We start from the raw sequence: 21,734 nt of genomic DNA, 5'->3' as shown, positions 1-21,734 counted from the left end.
CAACGGGCAGTCAGTCCGCCGCGCCCCGCTCGGCCAGTATACGAAAGACACTCGCCCTGCTGATGCCCAAGGCGGCCACTATGTCACCTACGGACTTACCCTCTGACTTGAGGCGCAACACCTCGCTGGCTTGGCGGCGTGCCGTGGGCTGGCGGCCAACGTACTTCCCTTCTGCTTTGGCCTTAGCAATGCCTTCGCGCTGCCGTTCCAGCATCAACTCGCGCTCAAACTCAGCGATGGAGCCCAGCAGGTTCAGCATGAGCTTTCCGGTGGGGGTGGCGGTATCGAGGTTCATCGCCAGGATGCGGAGCCCCACGCCCTTCGCCCGCAAAGCCTCAGTGATCGTCACGAGGTCGGCCACGGAGCGAGCGAGCCGGTCTAGCTTGGTGACGAGGAGGGTATCTCCCTCCCTCACCCAGTCGAGCGCTGCTTGGAGCTGGGGCCGCGTGTCAGCCACGGAGGAAAGCTCCTCGCGGAAGACCTTCTTGCATCCCGCCGCGTCAAGGTCTCGGAGCTGGGCCTCAAGCCCGGCCTTCTGGTCGGTGGTGGAAGTGCGGGCGTAGCCCACAAGGGTGCTGGCTGGCATTTCGCGGTCTCCGTTTTGATAGCCGTGTGAGACCATAATGTGAGACTGCCAGAGGTTTTGTCAAGAGACCATTCATATGAGACTGCTTTGGTGAACTTTGTGGGGACTCATACGGGCTTGACCTAGTGAGACAGGCTGCAATAGCGAATCAAAGAACAAATATGGTACAAACCTGCATAACCGAGTCGCTCTTTCGAGGTGGCAGCATGGCAACGAAAAAGTCTGGCGGCGGAGGCCGCAAGCAAACGTCTCAGAAGGTTTCGTCAATCGCATCCAAAGGGCTGCGGACTGGCAAGCTCACCACTAGTGAAATACGCAAGGTGTCTGCCTCAGCGCTTGGCCAGGATGAGACCAAGGGCAGGCGGTAGGGGCTTCATTTGCTAGCGCTGGAACGTATCGCCGGCTTCCTGCACCAAGGCAAGGTTGCCAGCTCTCGGAACGTGTGGCCAAGATGGGCAGGCAGACACTGAGGTTGTACGAAGCTCTAGACATTTCTGTAGCCGTTCAGGGGCACGGGGGGAGAATCCCGCCAACGCCCCACGAAGATGGTTCCTCGAATTTTTGATCCCAAATTACATTGGGCGGGACTTTAATGGAAACCGAAAATTGCCAGTCAGCGGCACTAGAGGCCAACGAGGTCCCTGTATTCAAATTAAACCTCAATGCAAACGCTGTTGCGGCACCAGCCCAACGGGTGGCAAGCCTCGCGAGTTACGCCGTCGCGACAAGCCTCAGAGGGTTGGAACATGATACTCTCGCGCCGCCAGAGATGCAGGGAGGCCATATCGGCTACAGCTTCCCAGCGCCGGGGGAGACATCTGAAGAATGCCGTAGGGCCTACGAGAACTGGATACTTGCCAAGGGATTCCAAGATCTAACCCGGGGCGTACGCGAAACCCTGGAGGAGGCGTACTTGTTTATCCAACTGCTCAATCGCGAACCCGGCAAAACAACAATGGAGGAGTTGGAAGCAGAAATAGCTGGGCACCGAACCAAGGCCCAAAAGATGACCTTCCCGGCACTGCTTACGGAGGTCAACACGGGCTTGCGGGAGCCAATGGCGTTTGCAGATGAATTCAGCTCGCTTCAAGCTGTGCGGAATTGTTTGGAGCATCGTGGGGGCCGCGTGGGTGAACGCGATGTCGACCCGGCAACCCGGATACTCGTGCTCAACTTCCCTAGACTCAAGATGTTTTACTATCGAAACGGCGAGGAGGTAGAGCTTGCACCCGGAGAAATCTTAGACACATACCAAACAGACTCATTCGCGGCGGGCGAGGGCGTGCAAATTCTTATGAAGTCAGTTACCCGATCTCGCGAGTACGCGTTTAACGACCCGGTGGTCGTCTTGGCGTCAGACTTCTTTGAGATAGCGATGGCTTGTCACATGTTCGCGGCCGACGTTGCGACAAAGCTCCCCTCTGCCCCAGCAACAAAAGCGGAGACCGATGTGGCCGCCTAAGTGGCCTATTTCAGCGAGTAGCCCGCCGCCTTTAGTTCTTTCTGAATGCCGTACGCGACTTCCTCTACGCTCCGATCAAAGCGCTTGTAGATCAGGCCATTCAGATCGCTAGGCAACACCACATCACCACGATAGAGGCAGCAGGTTCGACCGCGACCAAGGCGGCCGACAAAATACCCAAACTCAAAAATTACGTTCGGCCTTGCTCGACGTTCCTTTTCTCGCTCTGCATCCGGCTTGGCTTCCTCGCTTGCGAGATAGGCGACTTCATCTGGGGTAAGCAGAATGAACGCGAATCCAACGTCTGCATGCTTCTCAAACTTTTCGATGACCGTATTGCCCCCATCGGCCTGCCGGTGGAGAACGACCGGCTCCAAGCCCATCTCACCCAGGAGAACCTCCAGCTCCGCCTTGGCGGCATCGTCGCGGCCATGAACAACGAAAACTTTGTTGGTAACGTCCTTGGGGCCGACTGCCCTCGTTGATTTAAGCAACTCATCAAAGGTGTCCTCTGTCAGAGCTGCTTTTGCAGCTTCGAGGGACGACATATAGAACTTGAAAACTCGGTCAAACTTTTCGCGCGACTCGCCAATCACCCTTATTCCCCTTGCGCCATCGACTAACTGGAACGGGGCAGAGTTGTCGGTAAATTCGCTCTCTATTGCAGATCGCACTCTAGTCTTCCAAGCAACCCAATCGGGCCCTAGCGAGTCAATAACTCCGTACTTACGATCTACCGTGCCAACATTCTCAAAAGTGAATTTCTTACCTTCCGCAATCAGGCTTTCAATCCGATTCGTGGCCTCACTCAATGCGTCGCCCTCCAAAAATATACCCACCAGCGTACCCACTACCTTGACCGGAAACTGAGCTATTGTCAGAAGTCGGAGGGTGGGAGAATCGGTATGGATGGGTATACGTTTGCCACCAAAATGGTGGAGAGTCTTGTCCAATTAGTAGCCGCGTTGGCTTGGCCAACAGCCGTGGTTGCGCTTGCCTTTGTCTTTAAAGGAAGACTGGGTGACCTTCTTCACCGAATTCGGGAAGTTACTGGGCCTGCTGGCACCAGCGCAAAGTTCGCAGAGAAGCTAGAAGAAGCCAGAGAAGCATCGGAGGCATCGCCTGACGATCAGCCACGGCCACAGATCACGGCGGACGATCCGTACCTCGACTTGGCAAAACAGTTCCCAGGGGCAGCAGTAATGCGAGCCTATCAAGACGTTGAGGAATTCATCCGAGAGCATCTTCGGACACGCTCGGTCGCAAACCCGGAGGCCCCGAGCAATCACTTGAACTACGTCAGGAGATTGGCAAAAGAGGGCTCGATACCAGCCTCGCTAATGGACATCTATAATCGCCTCCGCGATACGCGAAATGCTGCGGTCCACACGAGAGCGGAAGTTTCGCCACTCGAAGCACTCGAATACAGAGAGCTGAGTCAGCGTTTCATAGTTTCGCTACGGGAAGCGCTCGAAAAGTCGAAAGCGTAAGTTCCCCGACAAATCACCGCTGAGGCGGCCTTTGAGCGCAATTCCGCCTCTGCGCACTGGCTGGACTAGCACGGCAACTTCACGGCCTCCACAAGTGCCCTCTTCGCCTTCTCCGGGTCCTGCCCCGCGTATCCGTGCTGGCTAAGGTCTAGGCTCTTGGCGCGGTCGCTATCCGTGTGGCCGACCACCCAGGTAATAGTCCACTCGTCAAAGCCCACAGCCCCAGCAAGCTTGGCATCACGCGCCTTCCGAATGAACCAGCGGCGGAACGAGTGGAAATCAACATTGCTCTTAGCCTTGTCGTTGGGTCGCTCATCAACCTTCATCGTACGACGATATCGGGTGAACTGCTTGGCGGCAGGATCGGAGCGGGTCTCGCGCGACTTCGGTACGGGCGGCAACTCGTGAAACAGGTACTCGCTGTCCTTCTTGCCGGCCATGCGGCGCTCCACGATCTTCACTAAACTGCTATGGATTGGCACCGTTCGGCGGGCGTTTTCGGTCTTGCCTGCCCGCACGTTGAAGACTCCGCCCCGACAATCGGAGGCGAGTAATTGGCACATCTCCTCAATACGCATGCCGCTCAATGCTCCAATCCGCATGAGGTCTATGAGGAGCAGGCCGGCGTCGCCGCCTAGCAGGGTTGTCACCTCGGCGTCCGTAAAGGGCCGCTTGCCTTTGTCGGGCTCCGCCTCTCGCCGCTGTCTGGGCGGTGTGGGAAGCGTCTGGCCGGCCCATGGATTGTCCCCGACGAGGTGCCCCTTGCCAATGAGCCATACCCAGTACTGGCGGATGAAACCAAGATAGGCGATAGCCTTCTGCTGCCCCTCCCCACCACCAGAGACTCGGAGATGAACTTGCCGGCGTCCACGCGGCGGACAGCTTCCAACGTTACAGGCAAGCGGCTGTCTCGCAACCAATCCACAAGCCATCCCAAAACGCGCTTGAAGTCGCCTTCTGATTTGAGCCGATAGCCCTGGTGCTTGAGGAAGGAATCAACGTGATGGTCCAGTGGCGTCGTCTTTCCGCTGGCGAGGTCATAGAACGCCCTGGCTCGATCCTCCCCGTGCTCCCTCTCTAGCTGATAGGCTCTAAACGTAATCGCTTCCTGCGCGTCGTCATCCAGGTTCGTGAGACGGAGCCGTAGAGCTTCGGCCTCCACGGGGTCATTCGACACAAGCACCTTCTCGGCCGACGCGATTACAGCCTTGAGCCGCGCGACGACCGGCCATTTGCGCTCATTCGCTTCTTTCAGATCGGCAGTATGGAGAGGGTGCGTTAGCTTACCCCGACCAATTATGTCCCGAACCTTTGCAGGAACCTTGACGCGGACCCGCCATTGCTGACCATGCCATTCCAAATACTGCCTTGAGATTGCCACTTGGACCCCCGGTGCCCCACCATGGTGCCCCAAAAGTGAGTCTGAAAGGCCCAGAAGTCAAGGGCTGCAACGGGTCCAGGGGTATGGAGGAGAGTTTCCCGCTCTCTCCGCCATCAATTTTCCCAATACTATGATGTTTTCAAGCTGTTAGCGAAGAGGGAAGACACCTCAAAGCCGTCCGCAATTGGCTGTTAGGCAGGTGGCCGGAAAGACGTTTCGTGCGGCCCGCCCCAGAAACCGTCGCGCTATCGCCGATCGGTTACCGCCCTGGCAGCTGACCGATCACGTTGCAATCGGTCGTGCTGTCTGAACGCGCCGTGTAGGTGGCGTAGATCACCAAATCCGTGTTCATGGCGATTTCACGCACCAGCTTTCGACGGACTGCGGTGGCGAACATGGCGGGCTCTGTGACACCGATTGCAAACGCGTCTGGTCCGCCAATGACGCAGCGCTCGAAATAGGATTGCAGGTTGGAACGGCCATACCTCGCGAACCCGTCGGCCCCGCCAATCCGGGGCAGTGCGATAGGCAGCCCGTTGATCGTCACGCCTTCCGCGAGAAGAACCTGCCGGATGGGGTCAAGGAGTGCTCCCGCATTATTGGGTCCGTCGCCGGATATATCAACAACCCTGCGCGGGCTGCGCAAGCCACTATTCGCGAACAGATCATTCGCGGCAGACAATGCGCCGGAAATCGACGTTCCGCGGCCTTCAGTCAACGACAAAGCCGCGAGCCTGTCTGCCAAATTGAGACCGTCCTCGCGACTTTGGACGATTGTCCACGGCACGATGACGGTTTGCTGATTTGGCCCTGCCCACTCCAGATAGAGCACTGCAATTCTTCCACGCTCTCCCGACTTGACTGCCCCCGCAATGTCCGCGTGGCGGAAAGCATCGACGTAGCCGTCGCGCTGCACTCTTTGCTCAACTTTGCTCATCGACGGCGAAACGTCCACTGCAAGGATCAATTGCAGATCGACGTCGACCAGGCCGTCCTGGGAACGGTCGGTTGAGTGAGCCTGGGGCGCCATTGCCAAGAACAGGCTCATCAGGCACACGCCTGTGAGCCGGAGCACCGGCCTTGCGCCCACACTTCGAGCAATCTGCACTTCGTCGTCCATGGTGAGCCTCTCGCTGACGCTGCGATTGTCGGTCCGAGGCGTCTCGGGGTCACGAACGGCTTCCGATCATTTGCCGAAATCGGCGCTCCCCGCCCGATGTGAATGATGATGGCAAGCGCGAAACCGTGCTAGGATCGAAACATTGGACTGCGGCTTCGTGCTTGAGGGAAACGGCTTGAGTAGCTCGCCGCCCACGATGTTCGTGCTCAACGGCGTTACCGTCGACGTGAGCAGCGAGACCTTGCGCGACAAATCGAACAGCACAATCGCACTTCGTCACCAAACCTTCGCGGTGCTTCGTCACCTTCTGGAGAACGCTGATCGCGTCGTCACCAAGGACGAGCTGATGAGGGCGGTCTGGAACGGGATCGCGGTCACCGACGACAGCCTTGTGCAATGCATTCACGAGATCCGTGCGGCGCTCAATGACGGTCGGCAGGCTGTTGTGGAGACGGTGCCTCGGCGCGGTTACAGGCTGGTCCGTCCTTCAAGCGCCGGGCCAAGAATGGCCACTATCCTGGCAGCCGAACTGGCTGCTGACGGTCGGCCGCCAGGTGAGGCTGAGCGGGGCGCTGCTGTACCAATCGGGCCGTACAGGCAGATCGTCGATCGGCTGCTGGTGCAACATGCCGGTCGCGTGTTCTCGAGCGCCGAAGAGAGCGTGGTCGCCGAATTCGCAGGCCCTGTCGAGGCCTTGCGGTGTGCGAGCGACATCCAGCATGAGGTCGACAGACGGAATTGCCAAGTTCCCAAGACAAAGCGCCTGCGCTTCCGCATCGGGCTTCACCTCGGTTATGTCGTCGACGAGGGCAACCACCTCGGGGGCGAGGCGGTCGAGGTCGCAGCCCATGTTCAATCATTGTCACGACCGGGCGGGATTTGCATCACGGAAGCGGTTCATGCCCAGGCTCGAGACCGGCTCCCGCTGGAATTCATCGAGCTTGGCGAGCAGAAGCTGAAGGACGTCGCACGTGCCCTGCGCATCTACCGCGTACCTCTTGCTTCAGAGGAACCGGTCAGGTCGCCATTTCGCGGTCTCGATGCCTTCGAATTCGAAGATGCCGATCTCTTCTTCGGCAGAGCGCGGGCGATTGCTGCCTGCACTTCAAGACTGGAGCAGCAGGCAGCAAGCGGCACTGCGTTCCTGCTAATCTACGGCATGAGCGGTTGCGGCAAGTCTTCCCTCCTGCGCGCTGGCCTGCTGCCGTCATTGATCCGGCCCGGAACCGTGGCGGGCATATCGTTGTGGCGCCGCTGCCTGATCCGCCTCTCCGAAGGACCGGACGCATTCGCTGTGCTGGCTGCGGCGCTGCTTAGCGAAGCTGCTGTGCCGGAACTGGCCTGCGAAGTAACAGCCGCGGAGCTCGCTCGGCTTTGCAGGAGCGCGCCGGATCGGGCGCTGGCGATGGTTCGCCAGGCACTTGGCAAAGCCGCTGGGTCGGCCCGCTCGCAGATCAGGTTGGTTGTCGCCATCGATCAGCTGGAGGAGCTGTTCACGACGGAGAAGCAGCCGGCGACGCGCGAGGCTCTCGTGCGGCTCATGACGCTGCTCGCCGCGAGCGGACTGGCCTGGGTGATCGCGGCGATCCGTTCGGATTTTTTTCACCGCTGCGGCGAGGTCCCGGGGTTCTCGGCGCTCAAGGATGGCCTCTCCAGCTACGAACTCCTGCCGCCGACTGGCCCGGAGATCGGTCAGATCATCCGTGAGCCGGCGGGCGTTGCCGGACTCCGCTTTGAGGAGAATGCCGAGTTGGGGCGACTCGATGACGTGCTGCAGGAGGCAGCAGCTGCCGATCCCGGATCATTGCCGCTTCTGGAGTTTGTGCTCGACGCGTTGTACCAGGCCGGCCGCCAGCGCCGCGTTCTCACCTTTGCGGATTATCGCGCGCTCGGCGGGCTCGAAGGCGCAATCGCGCGCCGCGCCGATGAAGTCGTGGATTTACTGGCGCCCGAGATCCAGGAGGCCTTACCGACGGTACTGGGCGCCCTCACAACTGCAAGTCTGAGCGATGACACCGTGACGGCACGTCCAGCCCTGCTCACCGAAGTTGCAGGTACTCCCGCGCGATCGGCGCTGGTCAGGGCCTTGATCGACGCGCGGCTCCTCGTCAGCGACGAGAACGCCGCAGGGCGTGTCTTCGTGCGCGTTGCACATGAAGCACTGTTGAGGCGCTGGCCGCGCGCAAGTGACATTGTGAATGCAAACCGGAATTATCTCGAGACGCGCGAACGCCTCAGGGCTGATGCCCACCGATGGCACCTGGAAAGCAGGAATCGAGAGCTTCTCCTTCCGTCCGGCAAACGTCTGGCGGAGGGCGAAGAACTAATGTTGTCGAGACGGGAGGAGATCGACGATTATGTCCTTGAGTACATCGAGGAGTCTTTGCGTGCCCATCGGCAGAAAGAGGAGAAGGACCGGCACGCAGCGCTAGCGCTGATCGAGGCCGCCGAAGAGGCAAAACACGAGCGCCTGGAGCGCGAGGCCGAGCGCCGGAGCCTGGCGGCGGCAGCAGCAAACCGGCTTTCGCGACGTACCCGCAACGCAGCGATTGTGGCGATAATGCTCGCTCTCATCGCGGGCGCAGGCGCGCTGGTCGCCTTCAGGGCGCAGGAGGAAGCGAGGTCGCAACGCGACCAGGCGATGCGCAATCAGTTCCTTTCGCTCTCGTTCCTTTCGGAGCAGTCCACCGCGGCAGGCAGCACCGAGGCTGCGATCCTCTTGGCGCTTGAAGCACTGCCCTCAAAAGACCAATCCGAGCGGCAATATCTGTTCGAGGCGGAGGCAGCCCTCTACAAGGCTCTGCTGGCGCACCACCAGATCAAAATCTTCCGGCATGGCGCCGGCGTGACGGATACGGCATTCAATCCGAGCGGCGATCGCATCGTCACCGCATCCTACGACAAGACTGCAGCCGTCTGGGACATCTCCAGCGGTGCCGAAACTGCAGTTCTAAAGGGTCATGAAGCGGCCTTGGAGAGGGCTGAATTCAGTCCGGACGGGAGCCGTATTCTGACGGCGGCGAGGGATGGCACTGCACGTCTCTGGGACGCTGTCTCGGGAGAGCAGCTCTTTATCATGCGCCCGGTAGGCAATTATCCGACGGCAATCTTCAGCCCGGATGGCACCCGGGTGCTGACGGCGGGGGAGAACAGCGATGCAACGCTCTGGGATGCTCGGGCCGGAAAGAAAGTTCTAGGTGTAAAAAGCGACGCATATACGCGTGCTGTTTTCAGTTCAGACGGCCGCAGCTTCGCGACGGCAGGCAAGCATTTTGTTTCGATCTGGAATAGCGCAGACGGCGCGCTGACGCGGTCAATGCGAGTGACCTCCTGGCCCTACAGCCTGGCGTTCAGCCCGGACGGAAGCCGGATGCTGGCCGGCCCGTGGGGTTGGCATTCACACCGAGACACTTCCAGCCTTTTCGATTTGTCGAAAGGAACGGAGATCGCAAAGCTGGCCGGCAGCAAGAGCGACACGCAATTGAACGGCGTCATTTTCAGTCATGGGGGTCAGCGAATCGCCACGGTATCCATCGATGGCACTGCCCGAATTTGGGATGGAGCGTTGGGAACGCTGGATCATGTGCTAGGCCAAGAGGTTTCGGGGTTGAAGGCAGACATCGATACGGATGAACGCGATGTGGAGATGAACGGTGCTTTCACCCCGGACGACCGCTTCCTGGCGACCGCCTCGGTCAATGGGCCGATCCGCATCTGGGACGCTGAACGCGCCTCGTTGGTGACGACGATCGCCGGTCATGAATCCTTGGTCGAGCATATGGAATTCAGCCCGGTCGACAGCAACATTCTTCTCACTGCTTCACACGATGGCACTGCTCGGCTGTGGGATGTCGACGGCGCGCTGACGACTGCGCTCTCACATGAATATCGGCCGACTTTCGCGGTCTTCAGTCCCGACAACGTCCACCTGCTGACCGGCGGCGGCGACAGCGCGGCGCACCTGTGGGATGTCGTGAGCGGGCGCGAGACAATCCGGCTCGATACACATGAGATCGTTCAAAGCGCGACGTTCAGCCCAGATGGAAGGCGCGTCGCGACGGCATCTCTTGGGGGCAGGTCCGGGTTTGGGATGTGGCCACGGGACACGAGACCGCCCAGTTCCGATCACATCGCGGCCTGATCCAGATCCAGTTTGGTCGCGACGGCAAATCGCTTCTCTGCGCATCGATGAACGGCACCGCGCAGCTGTGGGACGCGGCGACCGGCACCGAGCTAGCCGCCATTAACACGAGCAGCAACCTACCGCAGGCCATTCTTAGCCCTGACGGAAATCTGATCCTCTCGGCCAGGGAAGACAATGCGGGCCACCTCTTGACGACGGGCGGAGCCGAGCTCAGGGTTCTTGTGGGGCATCAGGATCGCATCACGGCAGCGGCCTTCAGCCCGGACGGTCAACTCGTCGCCACGGGCTCACTCGACCACACGGCTCGCATTTGGTCGACCACGGACGGAGCAAACGTCAGAACGCTAGTGGGACACACCGGCGCGGTAACGGTCGTCGCCTTGAGCCCCGACGGTCAGTTGCTGCTGACCGGCTCGCGCGATGGAACCATCCGGATCTGGAGCGTCGCTGGCGGACTGGAAAGGGCCGTTCTAAGGGGCCACAGCGGCGCGGTGGACAGCGCCCAGTTCAGTCCCAACGGTTTGTATGTCGTGACCGCGTCCTCGAAGGATCGCACGGTCCGGCTCTGGGCGACGCAATCGGGACGCCAGATTGCCGTCCTCGGCAGCCACGACGAAGCAACCATTCTACTGGGCTTTACACGCGCAGCTTTCAGTTCCGACGGCACCCGCGTTGCAATTGTTTCCGGCGAAAAAGATGTCCGCATCCTTCGCGTCTTCCAAACGTCCCGGGACCTCATTGACTTCGCCCGGCGCACCGTCCCTCGCGAACTCACCGCTTGCGAGCGGCGAAGCTTCTTCCTTCCTGAAGACCCTGCAATTGGCACTTGTCCGGGCTGAGGTCGACAACGGGGTCAGAGCCCTTGTGATCAATCTGCGATGCCAGGCCGATACCGCAGCATGTTTTCGATCTTCTTCGTCCGCTGTGGAGGGTGCGTAGCAGCCATTCCGGGTCTGGGTTGGGCATTCTGATCGAATTCATAAGAAACTGGGATGGAGACGTGTCTGTACCTCAGACAGGTAGGCTTGCCGGTCGCCATCCAAGGCAACCGTGAAGCAAACAGCGCAACGAGCCGGCGCGAAAGCCAAATTTTTTCAATTATTTAGATGCGAACTCGAAAGACGCTCTCTTCGCCAGCACTCCAACGGTCGGGATGGCGGCAAGCCGCATCGTGGGCGGCTCAGATTCCGCGCTCTGGGGTGTGGATCGGCCTATGGTTCGTCCTTGTCGATCCCGATGCTCTCGCCCTCGCCATGCACCTGGTTCCGGTCCCAATCGTTGGTCTTGTCAGGCGTTTTCGCGGCAGCTTTTTGGTTTTCCCGTTCCTTGTCCTTGCGGGGCTTAGGACCGGGCAGATCGCGCGATGATTTGGGTTCCATTGAGGTGTGTCCCTGTCAGTCGAACAGAACCCAACGTGGGCTGAGCTCGAATGTTCCGGCGCTTTGCCGGCGATATGCGTTGCAGGGACATCCCGGCGTCCTGCGGAAGGAACCGGGCAGCCCACAGATACGTTCTGGCGCTCATGGATGAGCTTGTTGAACGTTTCGGGCAGCAAACCTGGCTGCCATTTTCCGTAATTTCAGCCAGGCTTTTGCTGGCTGCGGTTCTTGGCTCACTCGTCGGCATGCATGGCGTAACCGGCCGGCCGGGCTGAGGACGCATATCCTGATCTGTCTAGCAACCGCCTTGATCGCCATCCTGGCCATCGAAATCACCCATCTCCCCGTCTTCGATGGCCAGGAGATAGCCATTGACCCCATCCGCCTGATTGAAGCCACAACTGCCGGCGTCGCATTCCTGGCTGCGGGGCTAATATTCTTCTCCAAAGGGGAGATTCAGGGGCTGACGACCGGCGCGGGAATGTGGCTGGCCGGTGCCATTGGATTGGCAGTGGGTCTCGGGTTCTGGCAAATCGCAATTCTTGGCACAGTCTTGGCGCTGATCGTGCTAGGGCTTTTGCAGCTGGTGCAGGTTGCCCCAAAGGACGAGCAATAGTCGGAGCATTTGGAGGCAGGGCGTCCAGTCCCTGCGCTTGTCGGCGTTACAGTGTTTTGCTGAATTGCAGATTCCGATCGTCTCGGCCGGCGCACTCATGGCAGATCATGACCTGTCACCAGATCAAGTGCAGACACCCATGGTCCGGCCCGACAAGGCAGGAATCCTCCTAGCCATTTTCGGCTCTGCGCAGCAGCCGCGACAAGTGCTGCCGATGCATCGCCTGCATGTCTTCAAGCAGCTGGAGGGAGCGCAGGGCGTCATCGGTCGGCAATCCCTGATCGCTGAGGTCGGCAACCAACTCGTGCTGACGGCGAAGGTGCCGCTCGCCTTCGTGAACATGCCGCCTGGCCATTTCGATATCATCGTCGATTGCCATTTACCGGAACGTCGCTGGTGTCGTCACGTTCCTCGGGTGGGCTGTCCAAGATTGGAACTGACTGCGCGGCCATGACTTGTTATGGGAGCGGTCGTTTACCGTTGGGACGTAGCCGTCTCGGCAGCACAAAGCCCGTCGCTTACGCTCATTAGCTGCGACGGGCTTTTCAAGTCTTAGAAAATGTTAATGTCGGTCGCCGCAAGCGCGGCGCATAATGGAACTCTGCCCCGCTGCGCGGGGTAAGGGCCCGGCCTGTATGTCAAGCCCCCAACCCCGCCCGGCAGGCCGGGCTACTTTGATCCACAAAAGCGAACTTTTGCACCGTCCGGTCCGCCGCGTGGCGAGAACGGCGGCCTGCGGCACGTGAAGGCAGCCGAACATCGTCAGCGTCTGGCGAGACAACGGATCGGCGAGCAACGCGAATGCACGGCGGAACCAATAGGCAAGGGCGCGGTTGGGGCAGATGGTCGCCTATAACGAAACAACTGATCCCGCGCTTACCGGTGCACGCGGTCGAGGCCGGATTTTGCGCCCTCGTTTCTGTCTGTTCGGAAGGAAACGAGGCCATCCTCACGAGCGGCATCTGTGTCGGCCTCATTCTTATGAGAACCGGGAAGCAGTCGCGCACGCCCTTGGTCTTAGTCACCAACAGACAAGTTCGTTTGCCGGGCACGAGCCGCTTGCAATAGCTCTGCATCACCTCCCGGGAGTTCTTTGGTGATCGAAGACGATAGCGTCTGTCAGTGGGAACGAATTGACTGCTTGGTTATCGGTGGCGGTCCGGCCGGCTTGGCAGCAGCGACGTATCTCGGGCGCTTTCGCCGCCGGGTCGTCGTTGTCGATTGCGGTCAAAGCCGCGCGAAGCTCATTCCGATTACGCGCAACTGTCCCGGCTTCCCCGACGGCATAGCCGGCGCCGAACTGCTGAATCGGCTGCGGCAGCAGGCTTTGCAGAGCGGAGCCGATCTTAGGCACGATATAATCCACGAGATTGGCCGCGACGGAACGGATTTTATTGCGATCGGTTCGACAGCCATTCGTTCCCGCGCGGCGCTCCTGGCTACTGGCATTGTCGATAAGCTTCCAGAGACGCCTTCGGCAGACGATATGATCAGAGCCGGCACCTTGCGCCTCTGTCCGATCTGTGACGGCTATGAGGTGATCGATAAGCGGGTCGCAGTCCTGGGCCCGGCGGAAGAGGCGGTGAAGAAGGCATTGTTCATGCGGACCTACACTCGCGACGTCACCGTACTGACGACCGATGCTTCGAGTGAAATTGATGCAGATGCCGGCCGACTGATCCACGAAGCTGGAATCCAGCTCGAGCCCTGCATCCCTCATTCGCTACGACCCTCGGGAGAGCAGGCCACCATTCAACTCTCCAACGGAACAGCATCCTCATTCGATACCGTCTATCCAGCCATGGGATGCACGATAAGGTCGCAACTTGGCCTAGATCTCGGGGCGACATGCGACGAGCTTGGAAATCTTGTCGTGGATGCGCATCAGCGCACGGTCGTGCCAGGCCTGTATGCCGCTGGCGATGTGGTCAACGAAATCAATCAGATTGCTGTCGCATTCGGCCACGCCTCGATCGCAGCCACCGACATGCATAACTATCTTGACGATACCAAGTGCTAGTTTTCACCGGTGAATTGTGATGCATCTTGTTCAGATCCTGCTCCCCTGCTCGGACAACAACGGCCAGCCTTTCGCTCAAGAAGATTTCGACCGCGTGAAGGAAGAACTGGCGAGTCGCTTCGAAGGCGTTACTGCTTACCTTCAGGCGCCTGCCGACGGTTTGTGGAAAAAGGGTGCCGAGTCCAACGCCGACAAGATTGTGATCTTCGAAGTCATGGCCAACGAGGTCGATCTCATCGACTGGCGTGAACGCCGGACCGCACTCGAGCGGTGGTTTCGACAGGAGAAGGTGGTTATCCGCTACATGCCGATCGCGCTGGTGTAGTCGTTCTTGTCCATGCACGGGAAATCAGAGCCGGCGCCTCTCCTGCCGGCGTAGCTCAGATGAGTTCGCTCGGCCCGCCGGCATCAGCCGGTCCCGAACCATTCGATGGCCGGGCGGGTGATCATCAGCCATAGGATAGCGGCGACCGCGCCGAAGGCCGGAAAGCCGAAGACGAACCAGAGCCGGAAAAGCCGGTGATAGCGCGGCGGAAGCAACTGGCCGGCTTTCGCCGCCGCCAGGGCAAGATCGCGCATCTCCATCTGCATCCAGACCACGGGAAGCCAAAAAACACCGGTCACGACGTAGAGAAGGATCGATAGCGCGATCCAGCCGTCCCAGAGCGAATAGCCGACGAGCCAGGCAAGCGCGACGCCGGTGATCGGTTGCGCTACAACTGCCGTTGCCGTGAACAGGAAATCGGCAATCACGACAAAGCGCGCGACCGCGGCCACGGTAGCCGGTTTGCCGGTCCGGTGTGCAAGCAGCATGAAGAAGGCGATGCCAGCGCCCGTCCCCAGCAGAACCGCCGCGCCGACGATATGGAGATATTTGAGACCGAAGTAGAGCATCAGCGCTCCTCCAGGATCGCCAATGCGACGAAGTGCAGAAGAACGATCGGCAGGATCTTCATCAGCGGACCGAGCGGTTCATTCCACAGATCGGGCCGCAGGAGCGTGCCGGCCAATGCATAAAAAACGCATACGCCGATCGCTCCCCGGAGCCCAACGCGCGCGGTTTTGCGAAGCGCGATGAGAAGGCCGATGACCAGGTCGGCCAGCGCGCCGGCGATGACCAACGGCGCCGCCAGCGCGCTCACCGCGGTACCGATCAGGAGTTGGACGCCGCTCTGCCATCCGGTTGTCAAGGATATGATTCCGGTCATGATCCAGAAGAACGGCAGCACCGTGAAGATCGCGGGTTTGATGAAGTAGAGGCCGGCAAACCACCTGTCCTGCACCGTGGCTGGGTTTGCGGCGAGTGCTGTCGGGAGACCTCGCGGCTCGATCCCGGTTATCGCCTTCCAGGGTCCGGGATCACCGGTTGCTCCCCGGCTGATCTCAAGGGCGGCGTTGGTGCGCATGGGAGGGCGCCATCCCAGCACACTGACGGCGTCACCCAGCCGATAAAGTAGACGCGCCGCCCATCTCGGGAGAGCCAGGACGCGAGCCTCGTCCCATCCAAGCCACCTGCGGTGATGCGCGACTACCTCCTCCATGGCGAAGGCGTCCGGACCAGCAAGGTCGAGAGCGATCCGTGACGGGCTGTCAGGGCTGAGGAAAAACGCCACCGTTTCGACCACGTCCTCAAGTTGAACCACCTGCAGACGGCCGGAGCCGGGCATGGAGGGCAGCAGAGGAAGCGCGGCAAGGCCGCGAAACAGGGCGCTCGCTCCAAAAACGGGGCGGCCCAGAACGACGGAGGGTCTCAGCACGACCCAATCCAAGTCGAGCGTCATCAAGGCCTCCTCGCCGGCATATTTGCTGGCGGAGAAGGCCGAGGGTTGCTCACGATCGACGCCGATAGCGGAAAAGTGGATGACCCGGCGCACCCCGGCTTGCTGGCAGGCACGAAACAGCGCCGCTGCGCCCAATGCATGAACCCCTGTCGTATTTTCGCTGGCGCTGTCCTGCAGAACACCGGCACAATTCACCACCAGGTCAACGCCTTGAAGAGCACTGCCCCAGTTCTCGGGGGCGAGCGCCTTCGCCATATCGATGGCGACCGTTCCCGCCTCCCCCGCCCGGCTTGATCGGCGTCGTGAGGCCCGCACGACCTCGTGCCCTGACGCGACCAAACGCGCGCACACCGCTGTGCCGATGAGACCGTTCGATCCCGTTACGAGAACCTTCATTGCCGATGTCCCGCCGGACAAGACAGCGCGGCGGGCCGAAGGGTCGGATCGTTCCGCAGAACGCGCGGCCCGGTCACCGGCTTCTCCTCTCGGCTTGCTGGTCGAACGCCTCGATGGCGGCGCGTTCCATCTCTCTCAGTGATCTCGAAAGCGTCAGGCCCCAAACGACATGAGCTGCAATCATCAGCATGTTTCTCCTGATGGGGTGACGGTGCGCCGGGGTCAGAATGCGGGCGGCGGGAATCCAACCGAGATAGCTCAGCGCCCAGATGCATAAGCCGTAGGCGATCCCGCTCCCTCGAGTGGTGGGCAGCAGGGCAAACAAAGCACCGGTGAGACCGCCAAACCCGAAATGCGCAAGCAGTGTTCTTGAACGTGCTTCGCGCTCGTCAACAGCTGGAAAAGTGCGGTCGACGATCTCGCGAGGCGGAAGCGGATAGCGCTCGTCGTCGGGCAGGACTGCGTGCAGGCGCCTCATCGTTGCTGTCATCGCCATGGTCGCCGCGACGCCTGCCACAGCCCCAAGCAACGCCTTATCGAGCGGCCGCATTGCTCACCATCTCTTCTCCATTGGGATCGAAAGACGACCTTTGCGTCCAGCCTGACGTCGACGCTTCAGGCCAGAGGCAAGAATCAACGCCGTCGTCCTCGACCTTCACTTCGCTTTAAAACCTCCATCAACCCGGCAAGCCGGTCAGGGAGCCACCTCTCGGTCCGAAACAGCGGAAGTGCACGCAGATGGCGCCTCATTATCTCACTGGAAAACTGGCGCCTCAGTAGCTGCGCAACCCGCTCATTATTATGTCTTCTATGTCCAACCATTTTCGTGACCGCAATCGGTTCGGTCACCAAACCGGAAAGACTTGCAGTTTGTTCCTGGACAGCTGAGCTGTTCTGCCAGCTCCATTATGCTAAGTGCTCGTCGTCCTGTTCTAAGGTTGGCCATCCGTGTTTTCGCCGAATTGCACCCGACGACGGGCGCCGATATTGGAGCACGACCGGGGCGGGTCGCACCAAGAATGGTGACATGGGCAGCGCCGCCAACATCCAGAAGGCGCCGGCGCGGGCAGCAGCCGCCACTCGCAGAACCAGGTAATCCTATTGGCCGCGAAGCAAGCTCTCGAAAGCTTCCTCGAACAGCCTGGCCATCTCGGCATAGCCGCCGTCGGACGGATGCAGGCCGTCGCCGCAATCGAAGGCGGCGAGCAGCCTCGACGGGTTGGCGGGATCGGCCAGCGCACGCTCGAAATCGACGACGGCATCGGCTTCGCCCGATGTCCTGATCCAGGCGTTCACCGCCTCGCGGTCGCGCTCCTTGGTCGCAGAGTAGAAGGTTCTGAGCGGCTGGCCTTCGAAGGCGCCACCGAAGGGCGGCAGCGTGCCAAGCAGCACCTTGATGCCGTTGAGGCGGGCGCGTGCGATCAATTGCCGGTAAGCCGCGATCAGGCTTTCGACGGCGACGGCCTCCTGACGGCCGGCAAGCATGGTTTCCGGCCAGCCGATGTCGTTGATGCCTTCCAGCACCGAGACCCATCGGACGTTGGGAAAGCCCAGAACGTCGCGGTCGAAGCGGGCGAGCGCGTTGGCGCCGCGGGCGCGGCTGGCAAGCACGCGGTTGCCGCCGATCCCCTGGTTGAGGACGCCGATGCCTGACAGCCGGCCGCTTTTCGCAAACCGCTCCGCCAGCCGGTCCGGCCAGCGCGCATTGCCGTCGACGGTCGAGCCGAAGCCGTCGGTGATGGAATCGCCGAGACAAACCAGAGAGCCACTGTCCGGCCCGCTCTCGACCAGCACGGCGCTGAGGAAATAGCGGCTGGTCGAGGTCTGCTGCACCGGCAGTTCGGCTGCGCCGGCGAAGTCGCCGATTTCGGAGATGTAGGCGGTCTGCTGCGCCTCGTAGTGATAGGTCTCGATCGGAGCGAAATCGGGGAAATAGAGGCTGATCGCGATCTGCCCGAGATCGGGAACCGCTAGGTCCACAACATCGCTGAGCAGCGGCGCGCCGGGCGCTAGATCGGTCTGCCGTTCGCCGCCGAACGTCACCTGCCGGATGCTGCCGGCGTCGACCGCGCCGTCTTTCGCGGCAAGCGCGACGGTCGCGGCGCCGATCCGAATCGGCGAGGCGCCATATTCGTTGGACAGCCTCAATCGCAACCTCTCACCGCCGGTGCTGACGCGCACGACTTGGCGTACCGTCTGCCGGTGGAAGCCATAGAGCACGGCGTCTCCCGGCCAGACGTTCATCGGGCTTGCGCTCCAGGTTCCGATCCAGTGCTTCATTCTCTCCATCCCTTCGGTTTCGACGCGCGGCCCTCCGCCAGACAGATAGTCGCGGCTTGCGGCGCGAGCTACCGGTTGCGCTTTCCGCGACACATAGATTTTTGACTCCGAATGCAACGCGCCGGAGGTCGAGCATGTTGTAGCGCAGTCGTAATCGCGGCCTCGGCTTTCACTAGCGGAATCAAAAAAGTACTAACACCCGCCCCGGAACGTGGTGGCTGGCCGGATAGCGCGCGCCTAGCCTGATCAGATCGTCCGGGGGAGGAAACGTTCCGGGGGATGTTTGGGGCTGAGTGCCCCGCCGGGCGGGCTTGGTGGAAAGCTCTACCGGCAAAGATTCCAACCATTTCAGGGAGCGAGACATGGGTTGCGAGACCAAGAGCTTAACATTGAACCGCCGCGCGCTTTTGCAGGGCGCGGCAGCCACTGCCGGCGGCCTGTTGCTGGCGGGCGGCGAGCGCGCCGCGGCGCAAGGCACGACCTCCAAGGTTGTGGCTTGGGAGACCGGCTATCTCGGCTTCTTCTTCTTCGTCGTGCTGCAGGAGGCGCTGAAGCGCAAGGTCGAAAGCCTCGGCCTGGAATTCGTCGGCAAGGACGCCAATGGCGATGCCAACGCGCAGGTCAACGACTGGAACAGCCTGCTCTTGCAGAAGCCGCGCTACCTCATTTCCGACGCGCTGGATTCGGAGCTGCTCATCCCACTGAGCAAGAAGGCGAAGTCGCTCGGCGTGCCGCTCGGCATGGTCGACACCGTGCTTACCGGCGGAGAGGTAGCCGCTTCGGTGACCTTCGACAACAAGCAGTCGGGCGTCATGGCGGCGGAGAAGACCGCCGAGCTGCTCACCAAGAAGCACGGCTCGCCGAAGGGCAGCGTGCTCAACAATTACGGCTCGCTGACCGCCGTGGCGCTGCGCGACCGCAAAGACGGTTTCGAGGACACGCTTAAGAGCAAATATCCCGACATCGAGATCATCTCGCGGCCGCAGAACAACCAGCATGAGCAGGCGCTCGCCGTGGTCTCGGCGACGCTGCGCGAGCGGCCGGACCTCGACGCCATCCACATGCCGACCGACATCTTCGTCGTTGATGCCCGCAAGGCACTCGAAACGCAGAAACGGCTGTTTCCGGTCGGCCATGAGAAGCACATCATCCTGACCAGCATCGATGCCTCGCCGAATGCGCTGGAATGGGTGAAGGCCGGTGAGATCGACGCCGACATCGCACAGGACCCGATCGCCTATGTCGAGATCGTCGTCGACCTGTTGGAAGAGTACACGCTGAAGGGCAAGCCGGTTCCGATCGGATCTTACGAAAACAAGAAGTATTTTTGGGAGAAGGGCACGATCGCCGACAGCCCGTCCGGCCCGCTGCTCACCATCCCGCCCTACTTCCTCACCAAGGAAAATGCCGACGACCCGCGCCACTGGGCCAATGTCGTGACCCAGGTGTGGAAGATGCAGCAGAACGCCGGCTGAGATCGCAGCCGACGAGGCGGGTGAGAACGCGCCCATCGCGTTCTCACCTCATTTCGAGATTGCCGGTTATCCCAATGGTCAACGCCGACGGCACAATCGTGCCCGATAGCCTTGCGCAGGACGGTGCCAACGCTGTTCTGACCGTCGACAATGTCTTCAAGCGCTTCGGCCCGCTTGCGGTGTTGGACGGCGTCTCGCTGAGCGTGTCGCGCGGCGCGATCCATGGCCTGCTCGGCAAAAACGGCGCTGGCAAATCGACGCTGTCCAACATCATCGCCGGGCTGTTGCGTCTCGACAGTGGCACCATCCTGTTGAATGGGGAGGACGTGTCGGCTCTGCCGTTGACGGCGCGCAAGAAGCGCGGGCTCCACCTTCTGTCGCAGCATTCGGAGATTTTCGAAGACCTCTCGATCGGCGAAAATCTTCTGCTGCCGGATCTGCCGAGACGCTACGGCCTGACCGACTGGCCCGCGCTCCGCCGCCTGGCGGTGCGCCAGCTCGAAAGCCACGGCATGCCGGTCGATCCGAGGCGGCGCGCCGGCGACCTCGGCGCCAGCGACAGGCGAAGGCTCGCCATCATCAAGGCGGTCGCGGCCGAAGCCTCGCTGATCATCCTCGACGAGCCGACCGCAGGCCTTGCGGCGGCCGAGCGGCTGCATCTGCTGGAATGGGTCGAGAGCCTCACCCAACGCGGCACGTCTTTCATCTACATCTCGCACCACAACGACGAGGTGCGCCAGCTCTGTTCGGAATACACGGTGCTGCGCGACGGCAAGGTGACCGCCAGCGGCAAAGCGGCGGAGCTTTCGGCCGAGGCCATGGCGCGCGTCATCACCGGCGCCGACGTCGCCGAATTCCACCGCGCCCGCAAGGATCATGGCGCGGCCATCGAGCTCAGCGGGCTATCCTTTTCCGGCGGCGGCCCGGTCGATCTTGCGATCGGCCACGGCGAGATCGTCGGCCTCGTCGGCCTGCTCGGCGAAGGGCCGCAGGAATTGATGCGGGCGCTGGGCGGCCTGCTGCCCATCGAGGCCGGTGCCGTCCTGATCGATGGCCGGGAAGCGCGTCTCGGCTCGCCGGGGCAGAGCCTCGGCTCGGGCATTGCCTACCTCACGCATGACCGCATCGGCGAAGGCCTGGTCGGCTCGATGTCGGTGACCGAGAACCTCAACCTCGGCAATTGGCCGCTATCGCTCGGCTGGCTGGTGAGCGGCGCCGACATGAACCGCCGCATGCGCGAGGCGCGCGGCGCCATGGAGATCGTCATGGGCAGCGGCGCCCAGGAGATCGGCGAGTTGTCTGGCGGCAACCAGCAGAAGGTGCTGCTTGGCCGGCTGCTGGAACGCAAGCCGAGATTGCTTCTGCTCGACGAACCGACCGTCGGCGTCGATGTCGCCGCCAAGGAGCAGATCCACCGCCTGATCGACGATGCGACGAAGAAGGGCGTTAGCGTGCTTCTGCTCGCGCAGGACCCGGAAGAGATGCAGCGCCTCGTCGACCGCGTGGTGATCTTCTCCAAGGGTCGGATCGCGCGGATGCTGCGCGGCGCCGAGATCACCATCGATGCGATCGCCGAAGCGAGAGCGGCGCGATGACAGGGGCAG

At 61.1% G+C, this 21,734-nt stretch carries 18 protein-coding genes and 1 pseudogene; 10 read left to right on the top strand and 9 right to left on the bottom strand.

All coding sequences use genetic code 11. From position 1 onward, the window contains the following. Window positions 1-10 precede the first annotated feature (10 nt). Window positions 11-586, bottom strand: a complete 576-nt coding sequence (locus EJ078_RS19370) for a recombinase family protein (protein ID WP_208720774.1) — start codon at window positions 584-586, stop codon at window positions 11-13. A 592-nt stretch (window positions 587-1,178) separates the two neighbouring features. On the opposite strand from EJ078_RS19370, the gene EJ078_RS19365 reads away from it, so the two are divergent. Then, a complete protein-coding gene (locus EJ078_RS19365) occupies window positions 1,179-2,048 on the top strand; it encodes a hypothetical protein (RefSeq protein ID WP_208720773.1) in 870 nt (289 codons plus the stop codon). 5 nt (window positions 2,049-2,053) lie between these two features. Here EJ078_RS19365 and EJ078_RS30020 read toward each other — a convergent pair whose 3' ends face one another. Beyond that, on the bottom strand, window positions 2,054-2,899 hold the full coding sequence (locus tag EJ078_RS30020; RefSeq protein WP_210212256.1) for a nucleotide-binding protein: 846 nt from the start codon (window positions 2,897-2,899) through the stop codon (window positions 2,054-2,056). A 54-nt stretch (window positions 2,900-2,953) separates the two neighbouring features. Here EJ078_RS30020 and EJ078_RS19355 point away from each other — a divergent pair, with 54 nt between their 5' ends. Continuing rightward, window positions 2,954-3,538 (top strand): hypothetical protein, encoded by a 585-nt coding sequence (locus EJ078_RS19355; RefSeq protein WP_208720772.1) that lies wholly within the window; start codon window positions 2,954-2,956, stop codon window positions 3,536-3,538. 65 nt (window positions 3,539-3,603) lie between these two features. Here the strand turns inward: EJ078_RS19355 and EJ078_RS19350 are convergent, their stop codons facing one another. Beyond that, window positions 3,604-4,188, bottom strand: a complete 585-nt coding sequence (locus tag EJ078_RS19350; RefSeq protein ID WP_208720771.1) for a tyrosine-type recombinase/integrase — start codon at window positions 4,186-4,188, stop codon at window positions 3,604-3,606. A 990-nt stretch (window positions 4,189-5,178) separates the two neighbouring features. Next, the gene (locus tag EJ078_RS19345; protein WP_208720770.1) at window positions 5,179-6,039 is read right to left on the bottom strand and encodes a DUF1194 domain-containing protein; all 861 of its coding nucleotides are present in this window, start codon (window positions 6,037-6,039) and stop codon (window positions 5,179-5,181) included. Window positions 6,040-6,181: 142 nt separating this feature from the next. On the opposite strand from EJ078_RS19345, the gene EJ078_RS19340 reads away from it, so the two are divergent. After that, the gene (locus EJ078_RS19340; RefSeq protein WP_208720769.1) at window positions 6,182-10,180 is read left to right on the top strand and encodes a winged helix-turn-helix domain-containing protein; all 3,999 of its coding nucleotides are present in this window, start codon (window positions 6,182-6,184) and stop codon (window positions 10,178-10,180) included. Next, window positions 10,132-11,022: a WD40 repeat domain-containing protein gene (locus EJ078_RS19335; protein WP_208720768.1), complete on the top strand. Its 891-nt coding sequence runs from the start codon at window positions 10,132-10,134 to the stop codon at window positions 11,020-11,022. Before EJ078_RS19340 ends, EJ078_RS19335 begins: the two co-directional genes overlap by 49 nt. Before the next feature lie 372 nt (window positions 11,023-11,394). Here EJ078_RS19335 and EJ078_RS19330 read toward each other — a convergent pair whose 3' ends face one another. After that, window positions 11,395-11,562 (bottom strand): hypothetical protein, encoded by a 168-nt coding sequence (locus EJ078_RS19330; RefSeq protein WP_164746634.1) that lies wholly within the window; start codon window positions 11,560-11,562, stop codon window positions 11,395-11,397. 143 nt (window positions 11,563-11,705) lie between these two features. Between EJ078_RS19330 and EJ078_RS19325 the strand changes: the two are divergent. The 4 genes and pseudogenes from EJ078_RS19325 to EJ078_RS19310 all read left to right on the top strand — a co-directional run bounded on the left by EJ078_RS19325 (window position 11,706) and on the right by EJ078_RS19310 (window position 14,523). Beyond that, window positions 11,706-12,178 (top strand): annotated as a pseudogene (locus EJ078_RS19325) (MgtC/SapB family protein). Between the two features lie 97 nt (window positions 12,179-12,275). Continuing rightward, window positions 12,276-12,632, top strand: coding sequence for a hypothetical protein (locus tag EJ078_RS19320; protein ID WP_127213981.1), 357 nt, complete (start codon window positions 12,276-12,278; stop codon window positions 12,630-12,632). Between the two features lie 642 nt (window positions 12,633-13,274). Continuing rightward, window positions 13,275-14,198, top strand: coding sequence for an NAD(P)/FAD-dependent oxidoreductase (locus EJ078_RS19315; protein WP_245322269.1), 924 nt, complete (start codon window positions 13,275-13,277; stop codon window positions 14,196-14,198). 19 nt (window positions 14,199-14,217) lie between these two features. Then, window positions 14,218-14,523: a hypothetical protein gene (locus EJ078_RS19310; RefSeq protein WP_127213980.1), complete on the top strand. Its 306-nt coding sequence runs from the start codon at window positions 14,218-14,220 to the stop codon at window positions 14,521-14,523. Window positions 14,524-14,606: 83 nt separating this feature from the next. Here EJ078_RS19310 and EJ078_RS19305 read toward each other — a convergent pair whose 3' ends face one another. From EJ078_RS19305 to EJ078_RS19290, 4 genes are all read right to left on the bottom strand, one after another. Continuing rightward, complete coding sequence (locus EJ078_RS19305; protein ID WP_127213979.1) at window positions 14,607-15,092, bottom strand: DUF2269 family protein; 486 nt, start codon at window positions 15,090-15,092, stop codon at window positions 14,607-14,609. Next, window positions 15,092-16,375, bottom strand: a complete 1,284-nt coding sequence (locus EJ078_RS19300) for an SDR family oxidoreductase (RefSeq protein WP_127213978.1) — start codon at window positions 16,373-16,375, stop codon at window positions 15,092-15,094. Before EJ078_RS19300 ends, EJ078_RS19305 begins: the two co-directional genes overlap by 1 nt. Before the next feature lie 73 nt (window positions 16,376-16,448). After that, window positions 16,449-16,925 (bottom strand): hypothetical protein, encoded by a 477-nt coding sequence (locus EJ078_RS19295; RefSeq protein WP_067318776.1) that lies wholly within the window; start codon window positions 16,923-16,925, stop codon window positions 16,449-16,451. Between the two features lie 548 nt (window positions 16,926-17,473). Beyond that, window positions 17,474-18,655, bottom strand: coding sequence for an SGNH/GDSL hydrolase family protein (locus EJ078_RS19290; protein WP_164747343.1), 1,182 nt, complete (start codon window positions 18,653-18,655; stop codon window positions 17,474-17,476). A 362-nt stretch (window positions 18,656-19,017) separates the two neighbouring features. On the opposite strand from EJ078_RS19290, the gene EJ078_RS19285 reads away from it, so the two are divergent. Together EJ078_RS19285 and EJ078_RS19280 are read left to right on the top strand one after the other, a co-directional pair. Beyond that, window positions 19,018-20,130, top strand: coding sequence for a sugar ABC transporter substrate-binding protein (locus tag EJ078_RS19285; protein ID WP_127213976.1), 1,113 nt, complete (start codon window positions 19,018-19,020; stop codon window positions 20,128-20,130). A gap of 74 nt (window positions 20,131-20,204) precedes the next feature. After that, window positions 20,205-21,725 carry a sugar ABC transporter ATP-binding protein gene (locus tag EJ078_RS19280; protein ID WP_127213975.1) on the top strand — a complete coding sequence of 507 codons (1,521 nt, stop codon included), beginning with the start codon at window positions 20,205-20,207 and terminating at the stop codon, window positions 21,723-21,725. The last annotated feature ends 9 nt before the right edge of the window (window positions 21,726-21,734 follow it).

It is taken from the genome of Mesorhizobium sp. M1A.F.Ca.IN.022.06.1.1 (assembly GCF_003952605.1).
GTDB lineage: Bacteria > Pseudomonadota > Alphaproteobacteria > Rhizobiales > Rhizobiaceae > Mesorhizobium.
This window is presented reverse-complemented; position numbering and strand designations above follow the sequence as displayed.